This is a genomic window from Pseudarthrobacter sp. As-47, from assembly GCF_058215595.1.
The window spans coordinates 4308641-4327712 of sequence record NZ_CM177088.1 but is presented as its reverse complement, the minus strand read 5'-3'; the positions used below and the strand labels follow the sequence as shown (position 1 = coordinate 4327712).

Genomic DNA, 19072 nt, shown 5'->3' with positions numbered 1-19072 from the left:
GGGGATTACTTGCTCAGGTTGGCCAGGCGCTCAGGGCTGAGGAGTTCCTGGAGCTGCGTGTTGGTGAGGAGTCCGTGTTCCAGGACGAGTTCGGCCACGCCCTTGCCGGTTGCCAGTGCTTCCTTGGCGATGGCGGTGGCGGTGGCATAGCCCAGATGGGGATTGAGGGCTGTGACCAGGCCGATTGACTGCTCCACCGTGCGGCGGAGGTGCTCGGTGTTCGCGGTGATGCCCCGGATGCAGCGCGCCGTCAGGGTGCGGCAGGCGGCTTCCAGGTGGGAGATGCTCTTGTGGAGGCTGTGGACGATGACCGGCTCGAACGCGTTCAGCTGGAGCTGCCCGGCTTCGGCCGCCATGGTGATGGTGACGTCGTTTCCGATGACCTCGTAGGCCACCTGGCTGACCACTTCCGGGATCACCGGGTTGATCTTGCCGGGCATGATGGACGAGCCGGACTGGACGGCCGGCAGGTTGATTTCGCCGAAGCCGGCGCGCGGTCCGGAGGAGAGCAGGCGCAGGTCGTTGCAGATCTTGGAGAGCTTCACGGCCACCCGCTTGAGCACGCCGGAGAGGTGCACGAAGGCGCCAACGTCCTGGGTGGCCTCGATCAGGTCGGGCGCGGTCACCAGCGGCAGGCCGCACACTTCGGCGAGGTGCCGGCAGGCAGCTTCCGCATAGCCTGCGGGTGCGTTCAGGCCGGTGCCGATGGCGGTGGCGCCGAGGTTGATCTCGTGGATGAGCAGATCGGCTTCAGCCAGGCGGAGGCGGTCCTCGCCGATGGTGATGGCGTAGCTGCCGAACTCCTGCCCCAGGGTCATGGGCACCGCGTCCTGCAGTTGGGTGCGGCCCATCTTCACCACCGTGCGGAATTCCAGCGCCTTGGCTGCGCAGGCTTCCTCCAGTTCAGCCAGGGCATCCAGCAGTTCACGCGCGGCGAAGATGGTGCCCAGCTTTACCGCGGTGGGGTAGACGTCGTTGGTGGACTGGCTGAGGTTCACATGGTCGTTGGGGTGCAGGCGGGCGTAGTCGCCCTTGGGGTGGCCAAGGATTTCGAGGGCGCGGTTGGCAATGACCTCGTTGGCGTTCATGTTCGACGACGTCCCGGCGCCGCCCTGGATGACGTCCACCACGAACTGGTCGGCGAGTTGGCCGTCCAGCACGTCCTGGCAGGCCTGCTCAATGGCGTCCGAGCGTTCCGCGTCCAGCAGGCCCAGTTCCCGGTTGGTGCGGGCGGCGGCCAGCTTGACCGCAGCGAGGCCACGGACAAGGTGCATGTTGGAGGACAGCTTCTGGCCGGTGATGGGGAAGTTTTCCACGGCCCGGAGCGTGTGCACGCCCCAGTAGGCGCCGGCGGGGATGTCGCGGTCGCCGAGCAGGTCGTGCTCGGACCGGGTGTGCGCAGGAGCGGTTCCTGCTGCGGAGGCTGGTGTATCGATGATGGTCATGTGTCCTTACGGGGCTTCGTTGACGGGTGCGGACGGGAAAATGTGGGTCAGGAAATCGGTGGCCTGCAGCAGGCCCACGTGCTGGCCGCCGCCCAGGACGGGCGCCGTTCCAATGCCGGCGAGCGGAGCGGTGTCCACGCCCAGCGCCTCCAGCAGCTTGACGGTGGCGGGCATGCGGGCGCGGTCGCCGCCGTCGGAAATCTTCACGGCTGCCGAGCGGCCGTCCGCAAGACCAACCAGCTGGACGCCTTCAAAGCCGTCCTTCGCCACCGCGCCCGGGAGCAGGCGCATCAGCTCGGTGACGTCACGGCCTTCCCCCGCCACCATGTCCGGGTGCTGCTGCATGGCCAGGCCGACGGCGGCTTCCGCACCCAGCGGGGCCGGGCCGCCGTCATCGTTACCGCCGCTGCTGTCCGCGGCGGCGCGGGCAATCGCACCGAAGGCGCGGGCCATGCCCGGCAGGGTCAGGGCATACAGGGGAGTGCCGCAGCCGTCGGTGCTGAGGGCGAGGGGTTCGTCGCCGGTGAGCTCGGTGACGGTGGCGGCCACGAGCCGCTGCAGCGGGTGCGAGGGATCCAGGTAGCCCTTGACCGGCCAGCCGTTGATGGTGCAGGTGGCAACCATGGCGGCGTGTTTGCCCGAGCAGTTCTGGGTGAGCTGGGTGGAACGGCCCCCGTTGCGCAGCCATTCCTCCTGTTCGGCCGGGCCGTAGGGGAGGTCCCTGCTGTTCTCGAAATCGCTGACGCTGAGTCCGTGCAGTTCCAGGATCCGCAGGGCTCCCTGGCGGTGCTTTGCGCCGCCGGAGTGGCTCGCGGCAGCCAGGGCCAGGAGGTCCGCGGGAAGTTCGAGTCCGGCCCGGACCATGGCCACGGCCTGCAGCGGCTTGAGCGAGGACCGGGGATAGAACGGTGCAAGCGGATCGCCCGCGGCGGCCACTGTGGTGCCGTCAGCATCCAGCGCGATGGCCGACCCGTAGTGGATGCTTTCTACAACCCCGTCGCGGGTGGCGGCGACCAGGGGCGTGTGCTGCGGGAGGGCGGCAGCGCTGAGGGCAGGCGAAAGGGCAGGGGAAAGCATGGGTTCCTTGGCTGGGTGGGGGCGGGCTAGGTATTGAGGATGGAATCGAGGGCCAGGCCCACGGCGTGCAGGTGGTGGGCCATCGCGGCGCGCGCATCCTCGGGGGAGCCGGCCTCGATGGCGGCGAGGATGTCCCGGTGTTCGGTGTCCGAGGCGTGCTGCCTGTCCGCCACCATGTTCAGGGTTTCGGACTGGTGGGCCAGGGCGCCGCGGATGTCCGCCACCACGCTGGCAAACACCCGGTTGCCGCTGGCCCGGGCGATCGCTGCATGGAAGCTGGAATCCAGGGCAACCCAGGATTCGGGATCGGTTTCGGTGCGCATGGCGGCAACGAGGTGGCGGAGAGTTTCCAGCTCCCCGTCACTGCGCCGCTCCGCAGCCAGGCCGGCTGCGGGAACCTCGATGTGGGGCCGCGCTTCCGTGAGGTCCCGTGCTGAGTACTGGCCGAGGGCGAGGTCGTTGGCCACCTTATCCGCCACGACGAACGTGCCTTTGCCCGTTTTGGTGACGGTCAGGCCCAGGGCCGTGCAGGAGCGGAGGGCCTCGCGGATCACCGAGCGGCTTACCCCGTACTGCTGGGAGAGCGTGGACTCGGAGCTGAGCTTGCTGCCAACGGGAACGGCGCCGGACTCGATGTCCTGTCGGATCGCATTGAAGACCGCTTCGGCGGCGCTGAGCCGGGCGAGGGGTGCAGGCTGTCCTGCTGTCCGGCTGTCTGACAGGTTCACGCTTTAAATATGGCAGGGGTCACACGCGGTGTCAATATTGTTCTCCTTAGCGAGCGCGGTATGTGCCAGACTGGCCCGCATGACTGATGCAGTGCGCGAGTACTGGAACGGCCAGGCTGCAAAGTTCGATGTTGAGCCAGACCATGGATTAGCTGACCCTGCCATCCGACAGGCATGGGCGGAGTTGCTGCTGCCGCTAATGCCAATGCCAGAGTGCGATGTTGCGGACCTTGGCTGCGGGACCGGCAGTCTTTCCTTACTGCTGGGTAAAGCTGGCCACAGGGTCTGGGGCGTGGACTTGTCCGAGCAGATGGTGGCAAGGGCTCGGACGAAGGTGGCTGATGCGGGCGTGTCCGCTGAGTTCGTCGTGGGTGACGCGTCGGTACCGCCGCGCGCTCGTGGCTCTGTTGATGTTGTCCTTGTCCGCCATGTCTTGTGGGCTCTCCCGGACCCTGATGCTGCTTTGGGTCGATGGACCGGACTGCTGCGTGGTTCGGGCACCATGATTCTGGTGGAGGGGCTCTGGGGAACTGGTGCGGGAATTTCCGCGGAACGCTGCCACGAAATGCTCCGCGCACACCGCAAGAGTGCCACAGTGACAATGTTGACGGACCCTGCACTGTGGGGCCGGGAGATCGCGGACGAACGCTATGTGGTTGTGAGTACGGCCTAAACGCTCGTTGTCTTCGATGGCGCGCAGGATTCAGTCGCGGCTGCGCCGCACTGGCGGAATGTCTGGCTGATGCTGCAAGGCGGAGGCTACTGCCTGAACTTCCACGGGAGCTGAATCAGGGAACTGCCCGCAGCGCTGCCAACTCGGCCTGACTCAATGACCGGCATGATCGTGCCGATCTCCCTCTTTTGATTGACCGCGGTCAGCAGTAGGCTGGCTTTGCAGTGCTAGAGCGGAACGATCGTACCTAATGGGAGTCCCATGCCCCAGAGCTTTGCGGCGGTGATAGCGGGAGAAGTGCGCGCCCGCCGCGCAGTCCTCCGCCTGACGCAGCACGATCTCGCCCAGCTGGCCGGCGTCTCCGAGCGCTTTGTCCGCTTCGTCGAGCAGGGCAAGCCGAGCGTCCAGCTGGACTCCCTGGTCGCCGTCCTTGAAACCCTGGGTCTGGAACTGAAGGTCACCGCCCGGAACAGCCAGGCGGCCCGCGCGGCCGGACCGGCAGCTGAGAACAGCCCTGGACAATGAGGCACCGCATCGCGGACATCTACAAAGCGGGTGTTCTGGCAGCACGGTTGGAACGGCACGACGGCGGTACCCGCTTCAGCTACCTGCCCGCCTACCTCCAGGCGGCCGGGCCGGCAGTCGCGACTTCCCTGCCGCTCAGCGGCGAACCGGTGCTGTCCGCCGCGGGGGCCGCGCCGCCCTATTTCACCGGGCTGCTGCCTGAGGGCCGCCGGCTTAATGCGCTGCGGCGTTCCATCAAGACCAGCGCTGATGACGACTTGTCCCTGCTCATCGCCGCCGGCGCGAATCCTGTGGGCGACGTGCAGATCGTGGGCCACGGGGAGCCCTTGGACCCGGATGACCACGCGGTCCGGCTCGATCCGAAACAGCCAGTGGACTTCGACCAGCTGCTGGGGGATCCCGACCTGATCGACCCGGTGGCACTGGCCGGCGTGCAGGACAAGCTCTCCGCCGGCATGATCTCTGTCCCGGTGACAGGCGCCGGGCGGCAGTTCATCCTCAAACTCAACGCGCCCGAATTTCCGCATGTGGTGGAGAACGAGATGGTGATGTTCCGTTACGCGGCCAAGCTCAGGATCCCGCTGGGCAAGGTCCGGTTGATCCGGGACGTTGCCGGCAGGCCCGGGTTGCTGGTTGAGCGTTTCGACCGGGTTCCCAGGCCTGCGGGCCAACCGGGCGGGGTGCGGCGGCTGGCGGTCGAGGACGGGGCGCAGGTGCTGAAGCTGTATCCGGCGGACAAGTACAACGTGGGTTACGGGCAGGTCTGCCATGCGCTGGCGGACCACTGCGCCGCACCCCTTCCCGCACTGAGGAACCTGGCCATCCAGGGAGCGTACGCATGGCTTACCGGCAACGGGGATCTGCACGCCAAGAATGTGTCCATGGTCCAGCAGCCTTCCGGGGAGTGGACCATTGCGCCGGTCTACGACATTCCCTCCACAGTGGTGTACGGAGACAAGACGCTTGCGCTGAGCATGAACGGCAAACGGGCGGGTGTCTCACGGCGTCATTTCCTGGGCTGGGCCACGGAGCTCGGGCTGCCGGAGCGCGCGGCCGCCCAGGTGGTGGATGTTGCCCTGAAAGCGGCGGGCCCGCTGCTGGCGGACCTGGAGTCCGGGACCGCCTTCCGCGGCCTGGGCGGGTCCGGGCAAAGGACTGACGACGACGGCGGCTCCCCGTTTCCGGACATGGTCACCAGGGCTTGGGTCAAGGAGTTGAAGCACCGGCGGCGGCTGCTTGAGGGCTAGGCCGGTTCAGCGCCCGGTCCCTACTGGCGTCCCCCGTACCAGCTGAGGACCCGCAGGGCGCGGAGGGTGTTCCACCGGCTGGGTTGCCCGTCGCCGTCCTCCAGCGTGAAGTGCACCTTGCCGGGATGGGTGTTCTCCAGCAGCCACGAGCCGTCCGGCTGCTGCCTGGAGCGGACGGCCTCCACGGCTTCTCCCAGCCGTTCGTCGGGCGTGCCGCCGGCGGAGCGGAAGTAGTCCAGCCCGCGGAGAACGTCGTAGAACCAGCGCGTGGGGTAGGAGAACTGCAGCCATTCGGGACTGACCTCGGCGCCCGTGCTTTTCCGCCGGTGCAGCCTGCGTTCCAGCAGGTATTCCCCGCCGCGGTGCCGCGCCTGCCGTGATGCGCCGGTCCCCCCGGTGGCCTGTTCGTACTCCAGCAGCCCTTCCAGCACGCAGATGGTGGTGTGGAATGAAGAGCGGACAGATCCCCGTTCTGCTTCGCAGTTCCATCCGCCGTCCGGAAGCTGTTCACCGACCAGCCGGTCCACCACAGCGTCGACGTTCTCCCCGAAGTAGGCGCCCAGCCCCACCACCATGCCGTTGATGCAGGGCTCGGTTTCGCCGTCGAAGAAAGGCTGGTTGCCTTCCTCCCAACGGCTGTTGTCCCTCACCAAGCTGACCGCATGCCTGGCTTCCTGGGCGGCGGGGTTCAGGCCGAAATCGCGCAGGAGCAGCAGGCTGTAGGTGGTCGCGGTCCAGGGCTGGCCGTGGGGGTCGTCGTCATGGTCCGGCCAGTAGGTGCCGCCGTCCCATTGTCCGTCTGCTCCTTGCAGCGCTAGAAGGCGGGCGCCCCAGCCGCTGGTGGCAACCAGGTTCCGTTCGGCAATCACTGTCCCAGGCGCCGCGCCGGTCAGGTCGCGCAGGACCTGCCAGCGGAGGGCTGGATCGGACTCGAGCAGCCAGGCGATGACATCCATGCCCTAGACGGAATGTTAGAGGTGCTGGATTCCTGCCCGTTGCATGGCGTCCTTATAGATGTCCACGTTCTTGGCCAGAAGCTCTTCCTGCTTCGCTTCCGAGACGGCGAAGGCCCGGCCTCCGAGCGCGGTGGCCTTGTATACCTTGATGCCGCTGTTCTTCAGCGACTGGTGGTAGGTCTTCTCGAAGAGGGTGAGGAAAGTGGAGGCATCGGTGCCGTGGGCGATGACCGCAGACACCCGGGAGTTGATCTTCAGGAACTGCCGGAACGGGCGGAGGCCGTCAGTTTTCTCCTGCACATTCAGGGCGGACGGCATATCCGCATCGCGGACCCAGGGGTAGGCGTGCCACGGCATCACATAGCGGGGATCAAGTTCTGCCAACTCGTAGATCTGGGTGGCGCGGCGGGCGGCCTCATCGTCGTTGTAGTGCGAGACAAAGCCGGACTCGGTGCCCTTGCCGGGGCTGACCTGCAGGCTGACGATGCGGCACTCATCCTCGTCGTGCACAGGGTCGATATAAGGGACGACGGACCCTGGCTTCTTTTCCATCAGTTCGTCGCAAAGCTGGGTTACCTTCGCAATGTTCGGTTCCTGTAGCAGGGCCTTTTTCTCGTCCCAATCAATCGTCACGATTTCTCCCTCAGCAGCAAGGCGTCCAGAATCAGGCGTCTTAGGCCACTCTACGCTTCCACGCTGATGGGTGGGCAGGTGAAGTTCTCTCTCCCTTCTGTGAGATCGGCTGATTGGGTCAGCCGGAACCCGGGCGGCCGGTGCTTCGAACAACGTGTTCCGTCCTTTGGCCGCGAGCGAATGCCGGAGGCGGGCGTTTTAGTGCTTTGGCCTGCTGTAGGCGCTTTGGGCGTTTCCCACGACGGCGGGACGGCGGGCCCGCTGCGACGGCGCGGCTCGCGCTGCCCGGGGAGCGAGCTCATATGGGGGACCCGTAGCGAGGACAGCAGCAATAGCGGCTGGAGCGCCCGCTCCAGCGCCATCGAGACCGGTGCCGGGTAGTGGAGGCGCTGTGGAGTGGTAGGCGTGGCCGGTGGGGGTTTTCAGTTCCACCGTGTGTCGTGGTCCAGGGACCGGTCTGGCTGAGAATCCGGGTGTTTCTTTGGTGTGGTTGCAGGCTTCGCAGAGGCCTTGGCCGTTGGTGCTGGTGGTGGGCCCGTCCTGGTGCCAGGGGATGATGTGGTCGTGGTGGCGGATGGGTGCATCGCAGTAGGGGATGCGGCAGGTGTCGTCGCGGACCTGGAGGAACCGGCGGAGCCCGGGAGGGAAGAGCCGGGCTTTCGAATCCATGGCGAGGAGTTCGCCGGTGCCGGGGGCTGTGAAGACCCGGCGGAGCCAAACATCAGTACCGCTGCCAGCCCTGACGTCCGTCTCCGGAGCACCGGCGCTGTCCGCTGGTCCCGGGCCGGGTCGTTCTTGCTGCCCGAGGATGGTTTGCCGTGCCCAGTGGGCGGGGACGATGCCGTAGCCTGCCAGGCGGGCGGGTTCGCTGTCGGCCTGGAAGAGGGTGCGGTCGGTCATGACGAGCTGGACTTCGATGCTGCTGATCCCGGCCGGGGTGCCAGTGATGCGCTGCACCAGTTCATCGGCCATGGCCGCGCCCCTGGAACGGTCATCACCGTTTGATCGGGCGGTGTCGGCGTGGCGGGTGAGGGCGGCGTACACGGCGACGCCCTGCGCGACCGGGAGCAGGGCGCTCAGGCGGGCCATGGTGTCCGGCGCCGGGCGGAGCGTCACGGTCCGGTCGTTCACCGCCTGATTGGCTCGTCTGGCTACGGAGTGCGGGTCGCGCCGGTACGCGGCGGCCCGGACCGCGGCAAGGATGGCCCGGTCCCCGGCGCCGGCCAGTGAACCTGTACCGGAGAGGGTGCCGGTGTCGGCGGCGAGTTCCTCATCCACCGCGCACCGGTCTTCGGCGGACAGGCATGCTGTTTCCTTCACGATGAGGGTGGCGCGCCATTCGTTCAGCTGCCCGGACTGCAGGGCGGCCAGGGTGTGGGGCATCTCGGTGGTGAGGGCTTTGGCCAGGCCCAGGAGCCGGCCGCCGCGGGCCGGGGACTCCCGGCGCGCCAACGCGACCTGCGCGGCAACACCGGCGCCCTGTTCCTTGGCCGGGACACCGGCCGCGGCCTGCTCCCTCCGCTGGGAGAGATCGAAAGCCACAGCGATCCGGGCCTGTTTCGCAGCCGCCAGCGATTTCAGGTCTTCAAGCTCCCGCACCTGATCAATCATCCCGGGGCCGTCAGCCGCGACCGGAACCGACAACAGGGAACGCGAGATGTCAGCAACGGACAGGACCTCGGGAACCGGCGCCACCCAGGAGACAAGGCGCGTGGCGTCCGCAGGCGCAGCGGGTTTTCCCGCCACCTGCGCTGGTGGCAGTGCCCCTCCCAGCACCTGAACCGCTTCCATAAACAAAGTCTTCCAGCAGGGTCTGACAACAACCGGCTGCTAAGGGCGGTATGTGGATAAACCGGGATAAGCCAAGTGGCCGTGAGGCGTGCTGTTGAATGAGGGAATGCAGTTCTCCAGAAAGGGCCTGAAAGCCGAGGGGTTCGCGGGCTTCCGTCCCATCGGTTCGCTCGAGGCCATGCGGATCCCGCAGGGTACAGGCGTCTTCGCCGTCCTGGCACCGGAAGGGTTCCAGCCCCGCTTCCTCAAAAAAAGCACCGCAGGCGTCTTCAAGAAGAAGGACCCGTCCCTGCCCGAGCCCGCCCTCGCCGCCGAATGGGTGGACGCCACCGTCGTTCTTTACCTGGGCAAGGCAGGCCCGGGCAGCAAGGGCAACCGCGGCCTCCGGCGGCAGGTCCAGGAGTTCCTGGATTTCGGCCAGGGCAAGCCGCCGGGGCACTGGGACGGCCGGCTGGTCTGGCAGCTCGCGGATGCGGACCAGTTGCTGATCGCCTGGAAGGAACTGCCGGCGGAACACCTCGCCAAGGCAGAAGCGGGCTACCACGCGGCCTTCGTCGAGGAACACGGAAGGCTCCCGTTTGCCAACCTCGTGAGGGCACGCACAAAGGGGTGAGACCGCAGCCTGACCTACGCCAGGCCGCCGTCGTACGTAAAACGCCCGGCGACGAGCGTGGCGGCCACCGGCATAGCCGCGAACACCGCGTCCGGCGCAGCCAACGGATCGGCATCAAGAAGTACCAGGTCGGCGGGATCACCCACGCGCACCTGCGAACGCCCCCGGCTCGACGCCAGGAGCGCCTGCCCGCGGGTAATGGCTTCCTGGGGATGCCACGGCCCGCGCCCGTCATCGCGGGCCCGCGCCGTGGCCGCCGCCATGGCAGCCCAAGGATCCAGTGAGGCCACCGGGGCATCCGAGCCCAGCAGCAGCGATGCCCCGGCGTCGAGCAGGGAACGCAGCGGGAAAGCGCGGTCAGTCCGCCCTGGCCAGTTGGTCTCCGCGGCATCGCGATCGTCGAGTGCATGGACAGGCTGGACGCTGGCCAGCACGCCCAACGAACCGAAACGCGCCAGGTCCTCCCGGCGGACAAACTGGGCGTGCTCGATCCGCCCGCCAATCCCCGCCCGTTCGAAAGCGTCGAGGGCCACCTGGTTGGCCGCATCCCCGATTGCGTGGACGGCGGGAAGGAATCCGGTGGCCCTTGCCCGCTCCAGCAGGGCCAGGAGCTCCTCCGGCTCCACCGTCAGGAGCCCGCGCCCGCCAAAGGGGTAGGGATCCACGCAATAGGCGGTGCGGGTGTTCAACGCCCCATCAATAAGCACCTTGAGCGGTCCCACCCGCAGCAGCCCCTTGCCGCCGTCGACCTCCTGTCCGGTCCTCATGCCTTCGGCCGCAGCGCGCTCAAGGTCGGCAGGGTAGACACCGGCGTCCACCCGGAGGGCATCGAAGCCGCCGGCAATGCGCCGAAGCCACGGGTCCCGGTTCCAGGTCATCTCGAAATCCACCACGCCCACCACGCCACGGGCAGCAGCCGCCCTGGCGGCTCCGGCCACCCAGGCATCCACCACGGCGTCGGGCAGGCGGCCCAGCTCCCGTGTCAGGGCAAAGGCCGGGTCCTCGCGCAGCAGCCCGGAGGCGTCCACCTGTACCGCATACCGCCTGGCCGCAGCGGTATTGAGCCACACGCTGTGCAGGTCGTGGCTGACCAGTGCGGTGGGCTGGCTGCCGGTTGCCTCATCCAGCAGCGCCAGGGAGGGCGTGTCCGGCCACAGGGCGTCACGGAAGCCGACGCCGACGGCGGTCACCGCCGGATCGGCGCCGGGCATCGAAGAACGTACGACGGCGGCCGCATCCTGGGCGCTGACGGCACCGGAGAGGTCAATGCGGTTGGCGTGCAGCGCCCACTGGGTCATGTGGACGTGCTCGTCCCAGAGCCCAGGTAGCAGGCAGCGCCCGCCGGCGTCGATGACGCGCGCGGCTACCGGAGAGTCAGCATCTGCGCCAAACCCGGCCACCCGGCCGTCGCTGATGTGCACGCTGTACAGTGCGGCGTCCCCGGGTATCCGCACGTTTGCAAGGACCAGGCCCGTCACGCCGAACCGCGGAGCCGTTCCATCTCGCGGCGGTCCTTCTTGGTGGGCCGGCCGGCGCCCCGATCGCGCTGCGGCAGGCCGAGGGCGGGGGCGACCGGGCGCGGAGGTGTGTGGTCGGTGAAGCAGTGCGAGGCCGGTTCAGCCCCAACGCGCTTGTTGATCAGCCGGCGCACCTCGAGGATGCGTTCGTACCCGGACATCCGAACGGTGACTGTGTCGCCCGTGACCAGCGTCGCGGATGCCTTTGCAGGGCTGCCGTTGAGCCGGATGTGGCCTGCCCGGCAGGCAGCCGTCGCCGCGGAGCGGGTCTTGTAGGCGCGGACGGCCCACAGCCACGCGTCGATGCGGACACTGGCGGGGGAGGAAGGAAGGCTGGTCATGGCTGGCACCGAGTATAGCCCGGCCCGCTTTCCCGGCGCCGGACCTGTCGGCGGCTCCAGCACCAGCCGGGCCGCCCGGCTAACCAACCGTTACGCTGATGCGCTGCACCACGTTGTTGCCCATCCCCTGGTAGTTCCAGTTCTGCTCCAGGGGCTGGGTGGCTCCGGTTGAGTCCGTGGCACGGCAGGACAGCACGTGCCCGCCCAGGTCCGCCACCCACGGCATGGTCCACTTCCGCCACGCGTATCCGCCCGCAGGCTTGTCGAGCTGGGCCGGCAGCCACGCGCCGTCGATGCCCACCTCCACCGACGTGACGGCACCCCCGCCGGACCACGCCCTGCCCTGCAGCAGCACCGGCCCGGGTTTCAGCATCCGGTTGCGGGTCAGGAAGTCCGGGATGCCCGGCGGAACCATCAGCGAACGCACCCTGATCCGCGAAACCGGCGTGCCGGCGTCGTCCGCTGATTCCTGGTAGCGGTAGGCGACCTCCTGCTGGAAGCCTTTGAACGGGGTGGTCACCACTTCGATGGATTGCAGCCATTTCACGCTGGCCATGCCGTACCAGCCGGGCACCACCAGCCGCAGCGGGTAGCCGTGCTGGGGCGGCAGCTCAGTGCCATTCATCGCATAGGCAAGGACGACGTCGGGACGCAGCGCCTCATGGATCGGCAGGCTGCGTGCGTAGCGGTGGGGGACGCCGCCCTGGACGCCCTCGTCCACCCCGGTGAACACCACTTCGACAGCGTGCGGGTGGACGCCCGCCTTTCCCAGGAGGTAGGCCAGGGGTACGCCCGTCCAGTGCGCGGTGCCCACGCCTTCCAGGATCCACGGCTGGCTGACCGGCCGCGGATCCAGGAGCGACCGTCCGTTCCCGGCGCACTCCAGGGTGACGGGCACCGTGATGACGGGGTCCCTGCGCAGGGCGGCCATGGTCAGCTCCATGGCCATGTCCACCGCACCGCTGATCCGCAGGTGCCAGGAGGACTCGTCAATGTCCGGGATGTCGAAGTGGGTCAGGACGTAGTGCAGCCCCGGTGGGGTGATGTCACGGCGGAGGGCCTCCAGCGGCATGGAGTGGTTGCGGGCCCCCAGCTGGAGTTCCTCCCGGGTGATCGGGCCGGTGGTGGGCCCGGCCGTGTGCGCAGCGGGGCTTTCCGCCGCTGCGGCTGGGCCCGCGGACTGCTGGTGCGTGAAGATCTGTTTCATGGTGGTGCCACTCCTGCCGGCCGGCTTGAACGTCCCCTGTCCACAGGTCTACGCCCGCCCTGCCGGCACGTCAACGGCCTTCCCGTTGGAGTCAGAGGACAGGCCTGGCCAGGAATTCCCGCAGGCTGATGGGGTCTTCACCGGTGAGCCCGTGGACATCCGGTGATATCCCCGCCATGTCCCCGGCCGCGATGGCGGTATACGTGCTGACCCACGCGTCCACCTGCCACGGAGGTGCGCCATAGGAGGCCCGCGACGCGTAGGCCTCCTCCAGCGTCTCCGGCTGGTAGGAGACGGTGCGGCCCGTACTCTGCGTGATGATGTCCGCGGCCTGCGCCAGGGTGAGTTCCTCGGGGCCCGTGAGGTTGTAGATGGCGCCCTTATGGATGGCGGGGTCGCGCAGGACGGCCACGGCGCAGCGGGCAACGTCCTCGCGGGCCACCCCCGAAAAGGCGCCGTCGCCGGCGGGTCCGCGGATCACGCCGTCCTCCCCGGCCAGGAGCGGCAGGAAGTCCAGGTACAGGTTGTCCCGCAGGAACGTGAAGTCCATGCCGGATGCCCGGATGTGCTCCTCCGTGGCGTAATGGTCCCGGGCCAGGGTGAAGGTGGCGTCGGGAGCTGCGCCGTAGAAGGACGTGTACACCACATGCTGCACCCCGGCGCCTGCCGCGGCGTCGATGAAGGCGGTGTGCTGCTGCACCCGGTCCTGCGTTTCCGCGGCGGACACCATAAACAGCACTTTCACGCCGTCCAGGGCCTGCCGGGCAGCCGCGGTGTCTGTGTAGCTGCACACGGCGGGCGTGGCACCATCCAGCTCAGGCGCACGCGCAGGATCGCGGACCAGCCGGCGCTGGGTGGAACCCAGCGCGGCGAGTTCCCGCGCCACCATGCCGCCCAGCCCGCCGGTGGACCCCGTGACGCCGAGGCCGGGGAAGTCAGGCAGTTCCGCTGCGGAAGTCACGGGCGCCCTAGGCTTCGCGCGCGGCGGGGGACTTGGTCTGGGCGGGATCGCGCTCGGCCAGCGGTCCGATGGCGTCGTCGATCTTCTTCAGGACCTCCGGCTCAAGCTTCACGCCTGCCGCCGCCACGCTGTCCGCGATCTGCTCCGGCCGCGAGGCGCCGACGATGGCCGAGGCAACGTTCGGGTTCTGCAGCACCCACGCCACGGCCAGCTGGGGCATGGAGAGGCCCGCTTCCTCGGCAATGGGCTTGAGCTCCTGCACGCCGGCCAGGACGTCGTCGCGCATCCAGCGCTCGATCATCTTTGCGCCGCCCTTTTCATCCGTGGCGCGGCTGCCTTCAGGGGCAGGCTGGCCGGGCAGGTACTTGCCGCTCAGCACACCCTGCGCCATGGGGGACCAGACAATCTGGGACACGCCCAGCTCCTCCGACGCCGGCACCACCTCGGCCTCGATGACCCGCCACAGCATGGAGTACTGGGGCTGGTTGGAGATCAGCTGGAAACCGAGCTCCCTGGACAGTGCGTGGCCTTCACGCAGCTGTTCGGCCGTCCACTCGCTGACGCCGATGTACAGCGCCTTGCCCTGCCGGACGATGTCCGCGAACGCCTGCATGGTTTCTTCCAGCGGCGTCTCGAAGTCGTAGCGGTGGGCCTGGTAGAGGTCCACGTAGTCCGTCTGCAGGCGCCGCAGCGAACCGTTGATGGATTCCATGATGTGCTTGCGGGACAGGCCAAGATCGTTCTTGCCCTTGGGGCCGGTGGGCCCATAGACCTTGGTGAAGATTTCCAGGGATTCGCGCCGTTCGTTCTTCAGCGCAGCACCGAGCACCGTTTCCGCTGCCGTGTTGGCGTAGACGTCGGCTGTATCGAATGTGCTGATGCCGGCGTCGAGCGCTGCGCGTACGCACTGGGTGGCGACGTCGTTCTCCACCTGCGAGCCGTGCGTCAGCCAGTTGCCGAACGTGATTTCCGAGACTTTGAATCCGCTGTTTCCGAGGTATCTGAATTCCATGGGTTTCACGCTAACCCAGATGGTTGCTCAGGGTAAGGGCTGTCTGCCCTTCGACGCAGTCCCTGTGGAACCCGTTTCCTTGGCTGCCTCCGCCGCGGCCCTGCTGATCTGCGCCGGGCCGGACAGGGACACCAGTGATCCGGTGTCCAGCGGAGCCAGGACGTGGGGGACCTGCGGCTTCTTGAAGGACCGGGGCAGCTCCCGCGAGGGACGGCTGTTATCCAGTGCGGATTCCACCAGCGGGGCCACTTCCGCAACCTCTTCTGCCGGCACCTGGGGATCGGGTAAATCCCGCACTGAAAGCTTGATGTCCGGCGAAGCCGCGCGTGCCTTGGCCTTTGCCCGGGCGTCCGCGTCCGCAACGGCAGCGGCCCAGTCCTCCGCGAGGACCGGCGGCTCGCGGCGGGCGGCGGCCAGCGCGGGGTGGTGTTCGACGGCGGTGCGCAGCGTCGTTTTCAGGTGGGCGGGCTGCAGCGCGGCGCGCCAGTCGCGGGGAGGCTTCCCGGCCCGCTTGCGGAACGCGCGCGCAAGCAGCCCGGCGTGTGCCGGTCCGGCTGCGGACGCCGCGCCAGCGCCGCCGTCGGACGCCTGCTGCTGGCCCCCGGCAGGTCCGGCGAAGCGTACAAGGGGAAGGGATTCTTTTCGGGAGCGCCGGCCGAACAGGGCCATCAGCAGCGCGGCTGCCAAGCGGCCAAGCCCGGCAAGGACCAGGGTGATGACCCCCAGCAGGAAGAGGACCAGGAACATCAGGAGTGCAACGCCCACGGTTCCCAGGAACGTCAGGTTGAGGATGAGCGTATCCGGATTCTCCACGTCATCTCTCCTCTCTGCCGGCAGCAGGACGCACCCCGGCCCTACTCCGCCAGGGCGCCCGCTCCTTCTCCACCTTACGGATTTTTGGGGTGCCGTGCCGCCGGACGCTGGGGCGCGCCCCGGGTTGTAGCAAAGCTGTTACCGCGTGTGACAGCATCTTTTGCATGACGGTATCCATGGACCAGGAAAACTGCCTGTGCCTGTCCGGGGAGCAGTACGGACAGTGCTGCGGACGCTTCCACCGGGGAGTGGCGGATGCTGCCACCGCTGAGCAACTCATGCGCTCCCGCTACAGTGCGTTCGCATTGCTGGACGCGGACTACCTGATGCGCACCTGGCACCCCCGGACAGCGCCGGCGGAGCTGGAACTGGATCCGGGCATGGAGTGGCGGCGCCTGGACATCCTCTCCACATCCGGCGGCGGACCGCTGGATACCGAGGGGGTGGTGGAGTTCAAGGCGTACTACCGGCACGGCAGCGGCCGCGGCGTCCTCCACGAGACCAGCCGGTTCGTGCGGGAAAACCGCCGCTGGCTCTACGTGGACGGGGACGTCCACGCCTGACTACTCGTTGTCGTAGGCACTGTCCGGCGTGAAGCCGGCCCGGTCCACCTTGCGGTGGAACCGCATGCCGGCAAGTCCGCCGAGGACGGCGCCAACCAGGGCAACAGCGGCCACCACGACGGCGGCGATGATGCTGGTGGTGGTCAGCTGCCCTTCGTTAATGGGGATCCGCGGGAAGCTGTTGAGGTTGGCCAGCACGTTGAACTGCTGCCCCGCCACCAGGCCCAGGATGGACACAAGGATCGCCACGATCAGCGCCCAGATCCACACCATGAGGCCCTGTTTGGCACCATTGAAGCGCGCCATCCTGCCTGCCACGTAACCGCCGGAGTAATAGGACAGGAACAGGATCACCAGCAGGACAATGATGCCCACCAGGCCCACCGTGCCCTGGTTCTGGGCTGCCTGGCTGACAGCTTCATTCACATCGGTATTGGTGGCCAGGCCAACAGCCGTTCCCGCCGCCGCCACAAAGGCGGTGAGCAGCACGGCCATGCCGGTGGCAGTCAGCCAGCCGAAGAACGCGGAGCCCACCTTGATGCCGCCGAACTGTTCCTTTTCCCGGGCCACGGCGGTCTGCCGGTCGGTCAGGTTGGGATCGGCAGCCGGCGCGGAAGCTGTGGGAACGTACTCCCGCTCGGCGGAGGCACGGGCCGGCCCTGTGCGGTCCGGCACCCGGTCAAAGGTGGAGGTCGGCGCGGCATCGCTTGCCGGCACCTGCGGGTAGGAGCGGGTGGGCTCGCCGCCAACGGCATCGTCGCCGCGGGTCCCGGTTCGGTCAACATCCTCGCGGGCACGCCTCGGAGGCAGGTTCTCTGGGTCTGTTGAGCTACTCATGGCTCCACTCAAGCATCACCCACCAGTCATAGCAAGGATGCTTACTATTTCGTGACCTGTGGCGTCACCGGTACCTGCGGTGCAGGTTTTCCCGCCGGGTGGCTCCGGGGGAGGCATCAGCGATCCACGGGCCGGTCCCTTCGGACTGGTCCAGGATGCCCTCCTCAAGCCAGGTGTAGTCCCCGGCCAGGACCTTCCGCGTGAGGGAGTGGTCGGCGTCGTCCGTGTTCCGCCACAGCTGGTCAAAGTACTCGTCCACACGAACCCGGGCCTGCTCGCAGTAGGCCTCCGCCAGCTCGTAGGCACTGGCGGCCTTTTCCGGTGCGGTGTGCAACAGGTTCTCCGCCCGGGCGCAGCACGCGGTCATGGCGAACAGCTCGGCGCCGATGTCCACCACCCTGCCCAGGAACGCCTGCTTCCGTTCGAGCTTCGCCTGCCAGCGGCCCATCCCGTAGAACGTCTGGCGGGCCAGCCGCCGAGACGAACGCTCCACGAAGCGCAGCTGCTTGGCCAGCCGCCCGAACTCACTGTAGGAGCGCGGGTCCATGCCGGCGCCGGCCACCAGCCTGGGGAGCCACCGCGCGTAGAAGCCGGAAGCCCCGACGGCGGCCCTCGCCTTGTCGGACAGGCTCGCGTCCAGCGACGCAAGGTCACCGGCGGCGGCCAGGTGCGCATCCACCGCCTCCCGGGCGATCAGCAGCCGCATGATTTCCGACGAGCCCTCGAAGATCCGGTTGATCCTCAGGTCCCTCAGCTGCTGCTCCGCAGGAACGGCGCGCTCGCCGCGTGCCGCCAGCGAATCCGCGGTCTCAAAGCCGCGGCCGCCCCGGATCTGGACCAGTTCATCGGCAATCCGGCAGCTGATTTCCGTGGCCCAGAGCTTGGCCAGGGCAGCCTCGATCCGCACGTCCTTCTGGCCGGCGTCGGCGAGTTCGGCGGAGAGCTCAAAAACCGCGTCCAGGGCGAAGGCGGAGGCGGCGATGAATGCGATTTTTTTGCCCACGGCCTCGTGCTCGCCCACCGGCCTGCCCCACTGGGTCCGGGCGTTGGACCATTCCCGGGCGATCTTCAGGCTCCAGCGGCCCGACGCCACGCACAGCGCCGGAATGGAAAGCCGTCCAGTGTTCAGGGTGGTGAGCGCAATCTTCAGTCCCTGCCCCTCGCGCCCCAGCCGGTTGGCGGCCGGCACCCGGACCTGGTGGAACCGGGTCACGCCGTTTTCGATGCCCCGCAGGCCCATGAACGCATTCCGGTTTTCCACCGTGATGCCCGGCGAGTCCATTTCCACCACGAAGGCGCTGATGCCGCCCTTGTGGCGGGTGCCGTCAGCATCCGTGTGGGCCGGCACCACGGCCATCACCACCACCAGTTCCGCAATCACCCCGTTGGTGGTCCACAGCTTGACGCCGTCCAAAAGGTACGCCTCGCCGTCGTCCGTGGGCGTTGCAGTGCTGCCCAGCCGGGCGGGATCGCTGCCCACATCCGGTTCCGTCAGCAGGAAGGCAGTAATGGCGCCGGCCGCGCAGCGTGGCAGGTACTCGCGCTTTTGTTCCGGGGTGCCAAAAACCTTCACCGGTTCCGGCACCCCGATTGACTGGTGGGCCGAGAGGAGTGCACCGAGGCTTGGGTGCACGCTGCCCAGCAGCGCCAGGGCCCGGCCGTAGTACACCAGGGACAGGCCCAGGCCGCCGTATTCCCGGGGGATCTTCATCCCGAAAACACCCAGGTCCGCCAGGCCCCGGATGTAGTCGTCGGGAATCATGGCATCGCGCTCGATCACCCGGCCGTCCATGGTGCCCGCGAACTCCAGAAGCCGGGCCATGAATGCCTCGCCCCGCTCCACGGAAGCCGGGTCCGGGGTGGGCCAGGGATGGACCAGGCTGAGGTCGAAGCTGCCCAGGTAGAGGCCTTTGGCGAAGCTGGGCCGCTCCCAGCCGGACTCCCGTGCCGCTTCCGCCACGGCGCGGGCCTCATCGGCCGTGACGCCGGCGCCGATTTTGCCGGCAGGTACGGGGGTGTCCTCTGCGGGGGAGTCTGTTGCCGGTCCTGTGGAGGTGGGGAGGCCGGTGGCAGGGCTTGTTGCGGGGCTGTCAGTGGCGGAGCTCATGGGTCATCTCCTTGGCCGGATTGGCC

19 protein-coding genes are annotated in these 19072 nt (G+C 67.9%); 5 read left to right on the top strand and 14 right to left on the bottom strand.

The genetic code is table 11. The annotated features are described in order from the left end of the window. Nucleotides 1-5: 5 nt before the first annotated feature. The 3 genes from AC4BCK_RS20020 to AC4BCK_RS20010 are packed head-to-tail and all read right to left on the bottom strand — an operon-like array spanning nt 6 to nt 3250. Nucleotides 6-1445, bottom strand: coding sequence for an aspartate ammonia-lyase (locus AC4BCK_RS20020; RefSeq protein WP_490566392.1), 1440 nt, complete (start codon nt 1443-1445; stop codon nt 6-8). A 6-nt stretch (nt 1446-1451) separates the two neighbouring features. Next, complete coding sequence (locus tag AC4BCK_RS20015; RefSeq protein WP_174182203.1) at nt 1452-2522, bottom strand: asparaginase; 1071 nt, start codon at nt 2520-2522, stop codon at nt 1452-1454. Nucleotides 2523-2548: 26 nt separating this feature from the next. Beyond that, a complete protein-coding gene (locus AC4BCK_RS20010) occupies nt 2549-3250 on the bottom strand; it encodes a FadR/GntR family transcriptional regulator (RefSeq protein WP_251425017.1) in 702 nt (233 codons plus the stop codon). Nucleotides 3251-3329: 79 nt separating this feature from the next. Here AC4BCK_RS20010 and AC4BCK_RS20005 point away from each other — a divergent pair, with 79 nt between their 5' ends. From AC4BCK_RS20005 to AC4BCK_RS19995, 3 genes are all read left to right on the top strand, one after another. Next, a complete protein-coding gene (locus AC4BCK_RS20005; protein WP_490566391.1) occupies nt 3330-3923 on the top strand; it encodes a class I SAM-dependent methyltransferase in 594 nt (197 codons plus the stop codon). Between the two features lie 261 nt (nt 3924-4184). Next, the gene (locus tag AC4BCK_RS20000) at nt 4185-4448 is read left to right on the top strand and encodes a helix-turn-helix transcriptional regulator (RefSeq protein ID WP_174182197.1); all 264 of its coding nucleotides are present in this window, start codon (nt 4185-4187) and stop codon (nt 4446-4448) included. Beyond that, entirely contained in the window at nt 4445-5695 is a 1251-nt protein-coding gene (locus tag AC4BCK_RS19995) for a type II toxin-antitoxin system HipA family toxin (protein ID WP_490566390.1), read from the top strand. Before AC4BCK_RS20000 ends, AC4BCK_RS19995 begins: the two co-directional genes overlap by 4 nt. Before the next feature lie 20 nt (nt 5696-5715). Here the strand turns inward: AC4BCK_RS19995 and AC4BCK_RS19990 are convergent, their stop codons facing one another. The 3 genes from AC4BCK_RS19990 to AC4BCK_RS19980 form a co-directional block, all read right to left on the bottom strand. After that, nucleotides 5716-6651, bottom strand: coding sequence for a prenyltransferase/squalene oxidase repeat-containing protein (locus tag AC4BCK_RS19990; protein WP_363937293.1), 936 nt, complete (start codon nt 6649-6651; stop codon nt 5716-5718). Nucleotides 6652-6666: 15 nt separating this feature from the next. Beyond that, nucleotides 6667-7284, bottom strand: coding sequence for a uracil-DNA glycosylase family protein (locus tag AC4BCK_RS19985; RefSeq protein WP_066272323.1), 618 nt, complete (start codon nt 7282-7284; stop codon nt 6667-6669). Between the two features lie 198 nt (nt 7285-7482). Next, nucleotides 7483-8895, bottom strand: a complete 1413-nt coding sequence (locus tag AC4BCK_RS19980; protein ID WP_490566937.1) for an HNH endonuclease — start codon at nt 8893-8895, stop codon at nt 7483-7485. A gap of 286 nt (nt 8896-9181) precedes the next feature. Here AC4BCK_RS19980 and AC4BCK_RS19975 point away from each other — a divergent pair, with 286 nt between their 5' ends. Next, the gene (locus AC4BCK_RS19975; protein ID WP_251424977.1) at nt 9182-9688 is read left to right on the top strand and encodes a hypothetical protein; all 507 of its coding nucleotides are present in this window, start codon (nt 9182-9184) and stop codon (nt 9686-9688) included. A gap of 14 nt (nt 9689-9702) precedes the next feature. On the opposite strand, the gene AC4BCK_RS19970 is transcribed toward AC4BCK_RS19975, so the two are convergent. The 6 genes from AC4BCK_RS19970 to AC4BCK_RS19945 all read right to left on the bottom strand — a co-directional run bounded on the left by AC4BCK_RS19970 (nt 9703) and on the right by AC4BCK_RS19945 (nt 15539). After that, entirely contained in the window at nt 9703-11166 is a 1464-nt protein-coding gene (locus tag AC4BCK_RS19970) for an amidohydrolase (protein WP_472531161.1), read from the bottom strand. Next, nucleotides 11163-11546: an RNA-binding S4 domain-containing protein gene (locus AC4BCK_RS19965; protein WP_174181774.1), complete on the bottom strand. Its 384-nt coding sequence runs from the start codon at nt 11544-11546 to the stop codon at nt 11163-11165. The genes AC4BCK_RS19970 and AC4BCK_RS19965 overlap by 4 nt, the downstream gene beginning before the upstream one ends. Nucleotides 11547-11625: 79 nt before the next feature. Continuing rightward, nucleotides 11626-12753, bottom strand: a complete 1128-nt coding sequence (locus AC4BCK_RS19960; RefSeq protein ID WP_251424972.1) for a sulfite oxidase — start codon at nt 12751-12753, stop codon at nt 11626-11628. 91 nt (nt 12754-12844) lie between these two features. Beyond that, on the bottom strand, nt 12845-13642 hold the full coding sequence (locus AC4BCK_RS19955; protein ID WP_490566936.1) for an SDR family oxidoreductase: 798 nt from the start codon (nt 13640-13642) through the stop codon (nt 12845-12847). 79 nt (nt 13643-13721) lie between these two features. Further along, nucleotides 13722-14726 carry an aldo/keto reductase family protein gene (locus tag AC4BCK_RS19950; protein ID WP_174181778.1) on the bottom strand — a complete coding sequence of 335 codons (1005 nt, stop codon included), beginning with the start codon at nt 14724-14726 and terminating at the stop codon, nt 13722-13724. A 27-nt stretch (nt 14727-14753) separates the two neighbouring features. Beyond that, entirely contained in the window at nt 14754-15539 is a 786-nt protein-coding gene (locus tag AC4BCK_RS19945) for a hypothetical protein (RefSeq protein ID WP_174181781.1), read from the bottom strand. Between the two features lie 164 nt (nt 15540-15703). Here AC4BCK_RS19945 and AC4BCK_RS19940 point away from each other — a divergent pair, with 164 nt between their 5' ends. Further along, on the top strand, nt 15704-16102 hold the full coding sequence (locus AC4BCK_RS19940; protein ID WP_364409874.1) for a YchJ family protein: 399 nt from the start codon (nt 15704-15706) through the stop codon (nt 16100-16102). Here AC4BCK_RS19940 and AC4BCK_RS19935 read toward each other — a convergent pair whose 3' ends face one another. After that, entirely contained in the window at nt 16103-16939 is an 837-nt protein-coding gene (locus tag AC4BCK_RS19935) for a TIGR04086 family membrane protein (RefSeq protein WP_490566389.1), read from the bottom strand. Nucleotides 16940-17003: 64 nt separating this feature from the next. Continuing rightward, nucleotides 17004-19046 (bottom strand): acyl-CoA dehydrogenase family protein, encoded by a 2043-nt coding sequence (locus AC4BCK_RS19930; RefSeq protein ID WP_217432776.1) that lies wholly within the window; start codon nt 19044-19046, stop codon nt 17004-17006. Between the last annotated feature and the right edge of the window lie 26 nt (nt 19047-19072).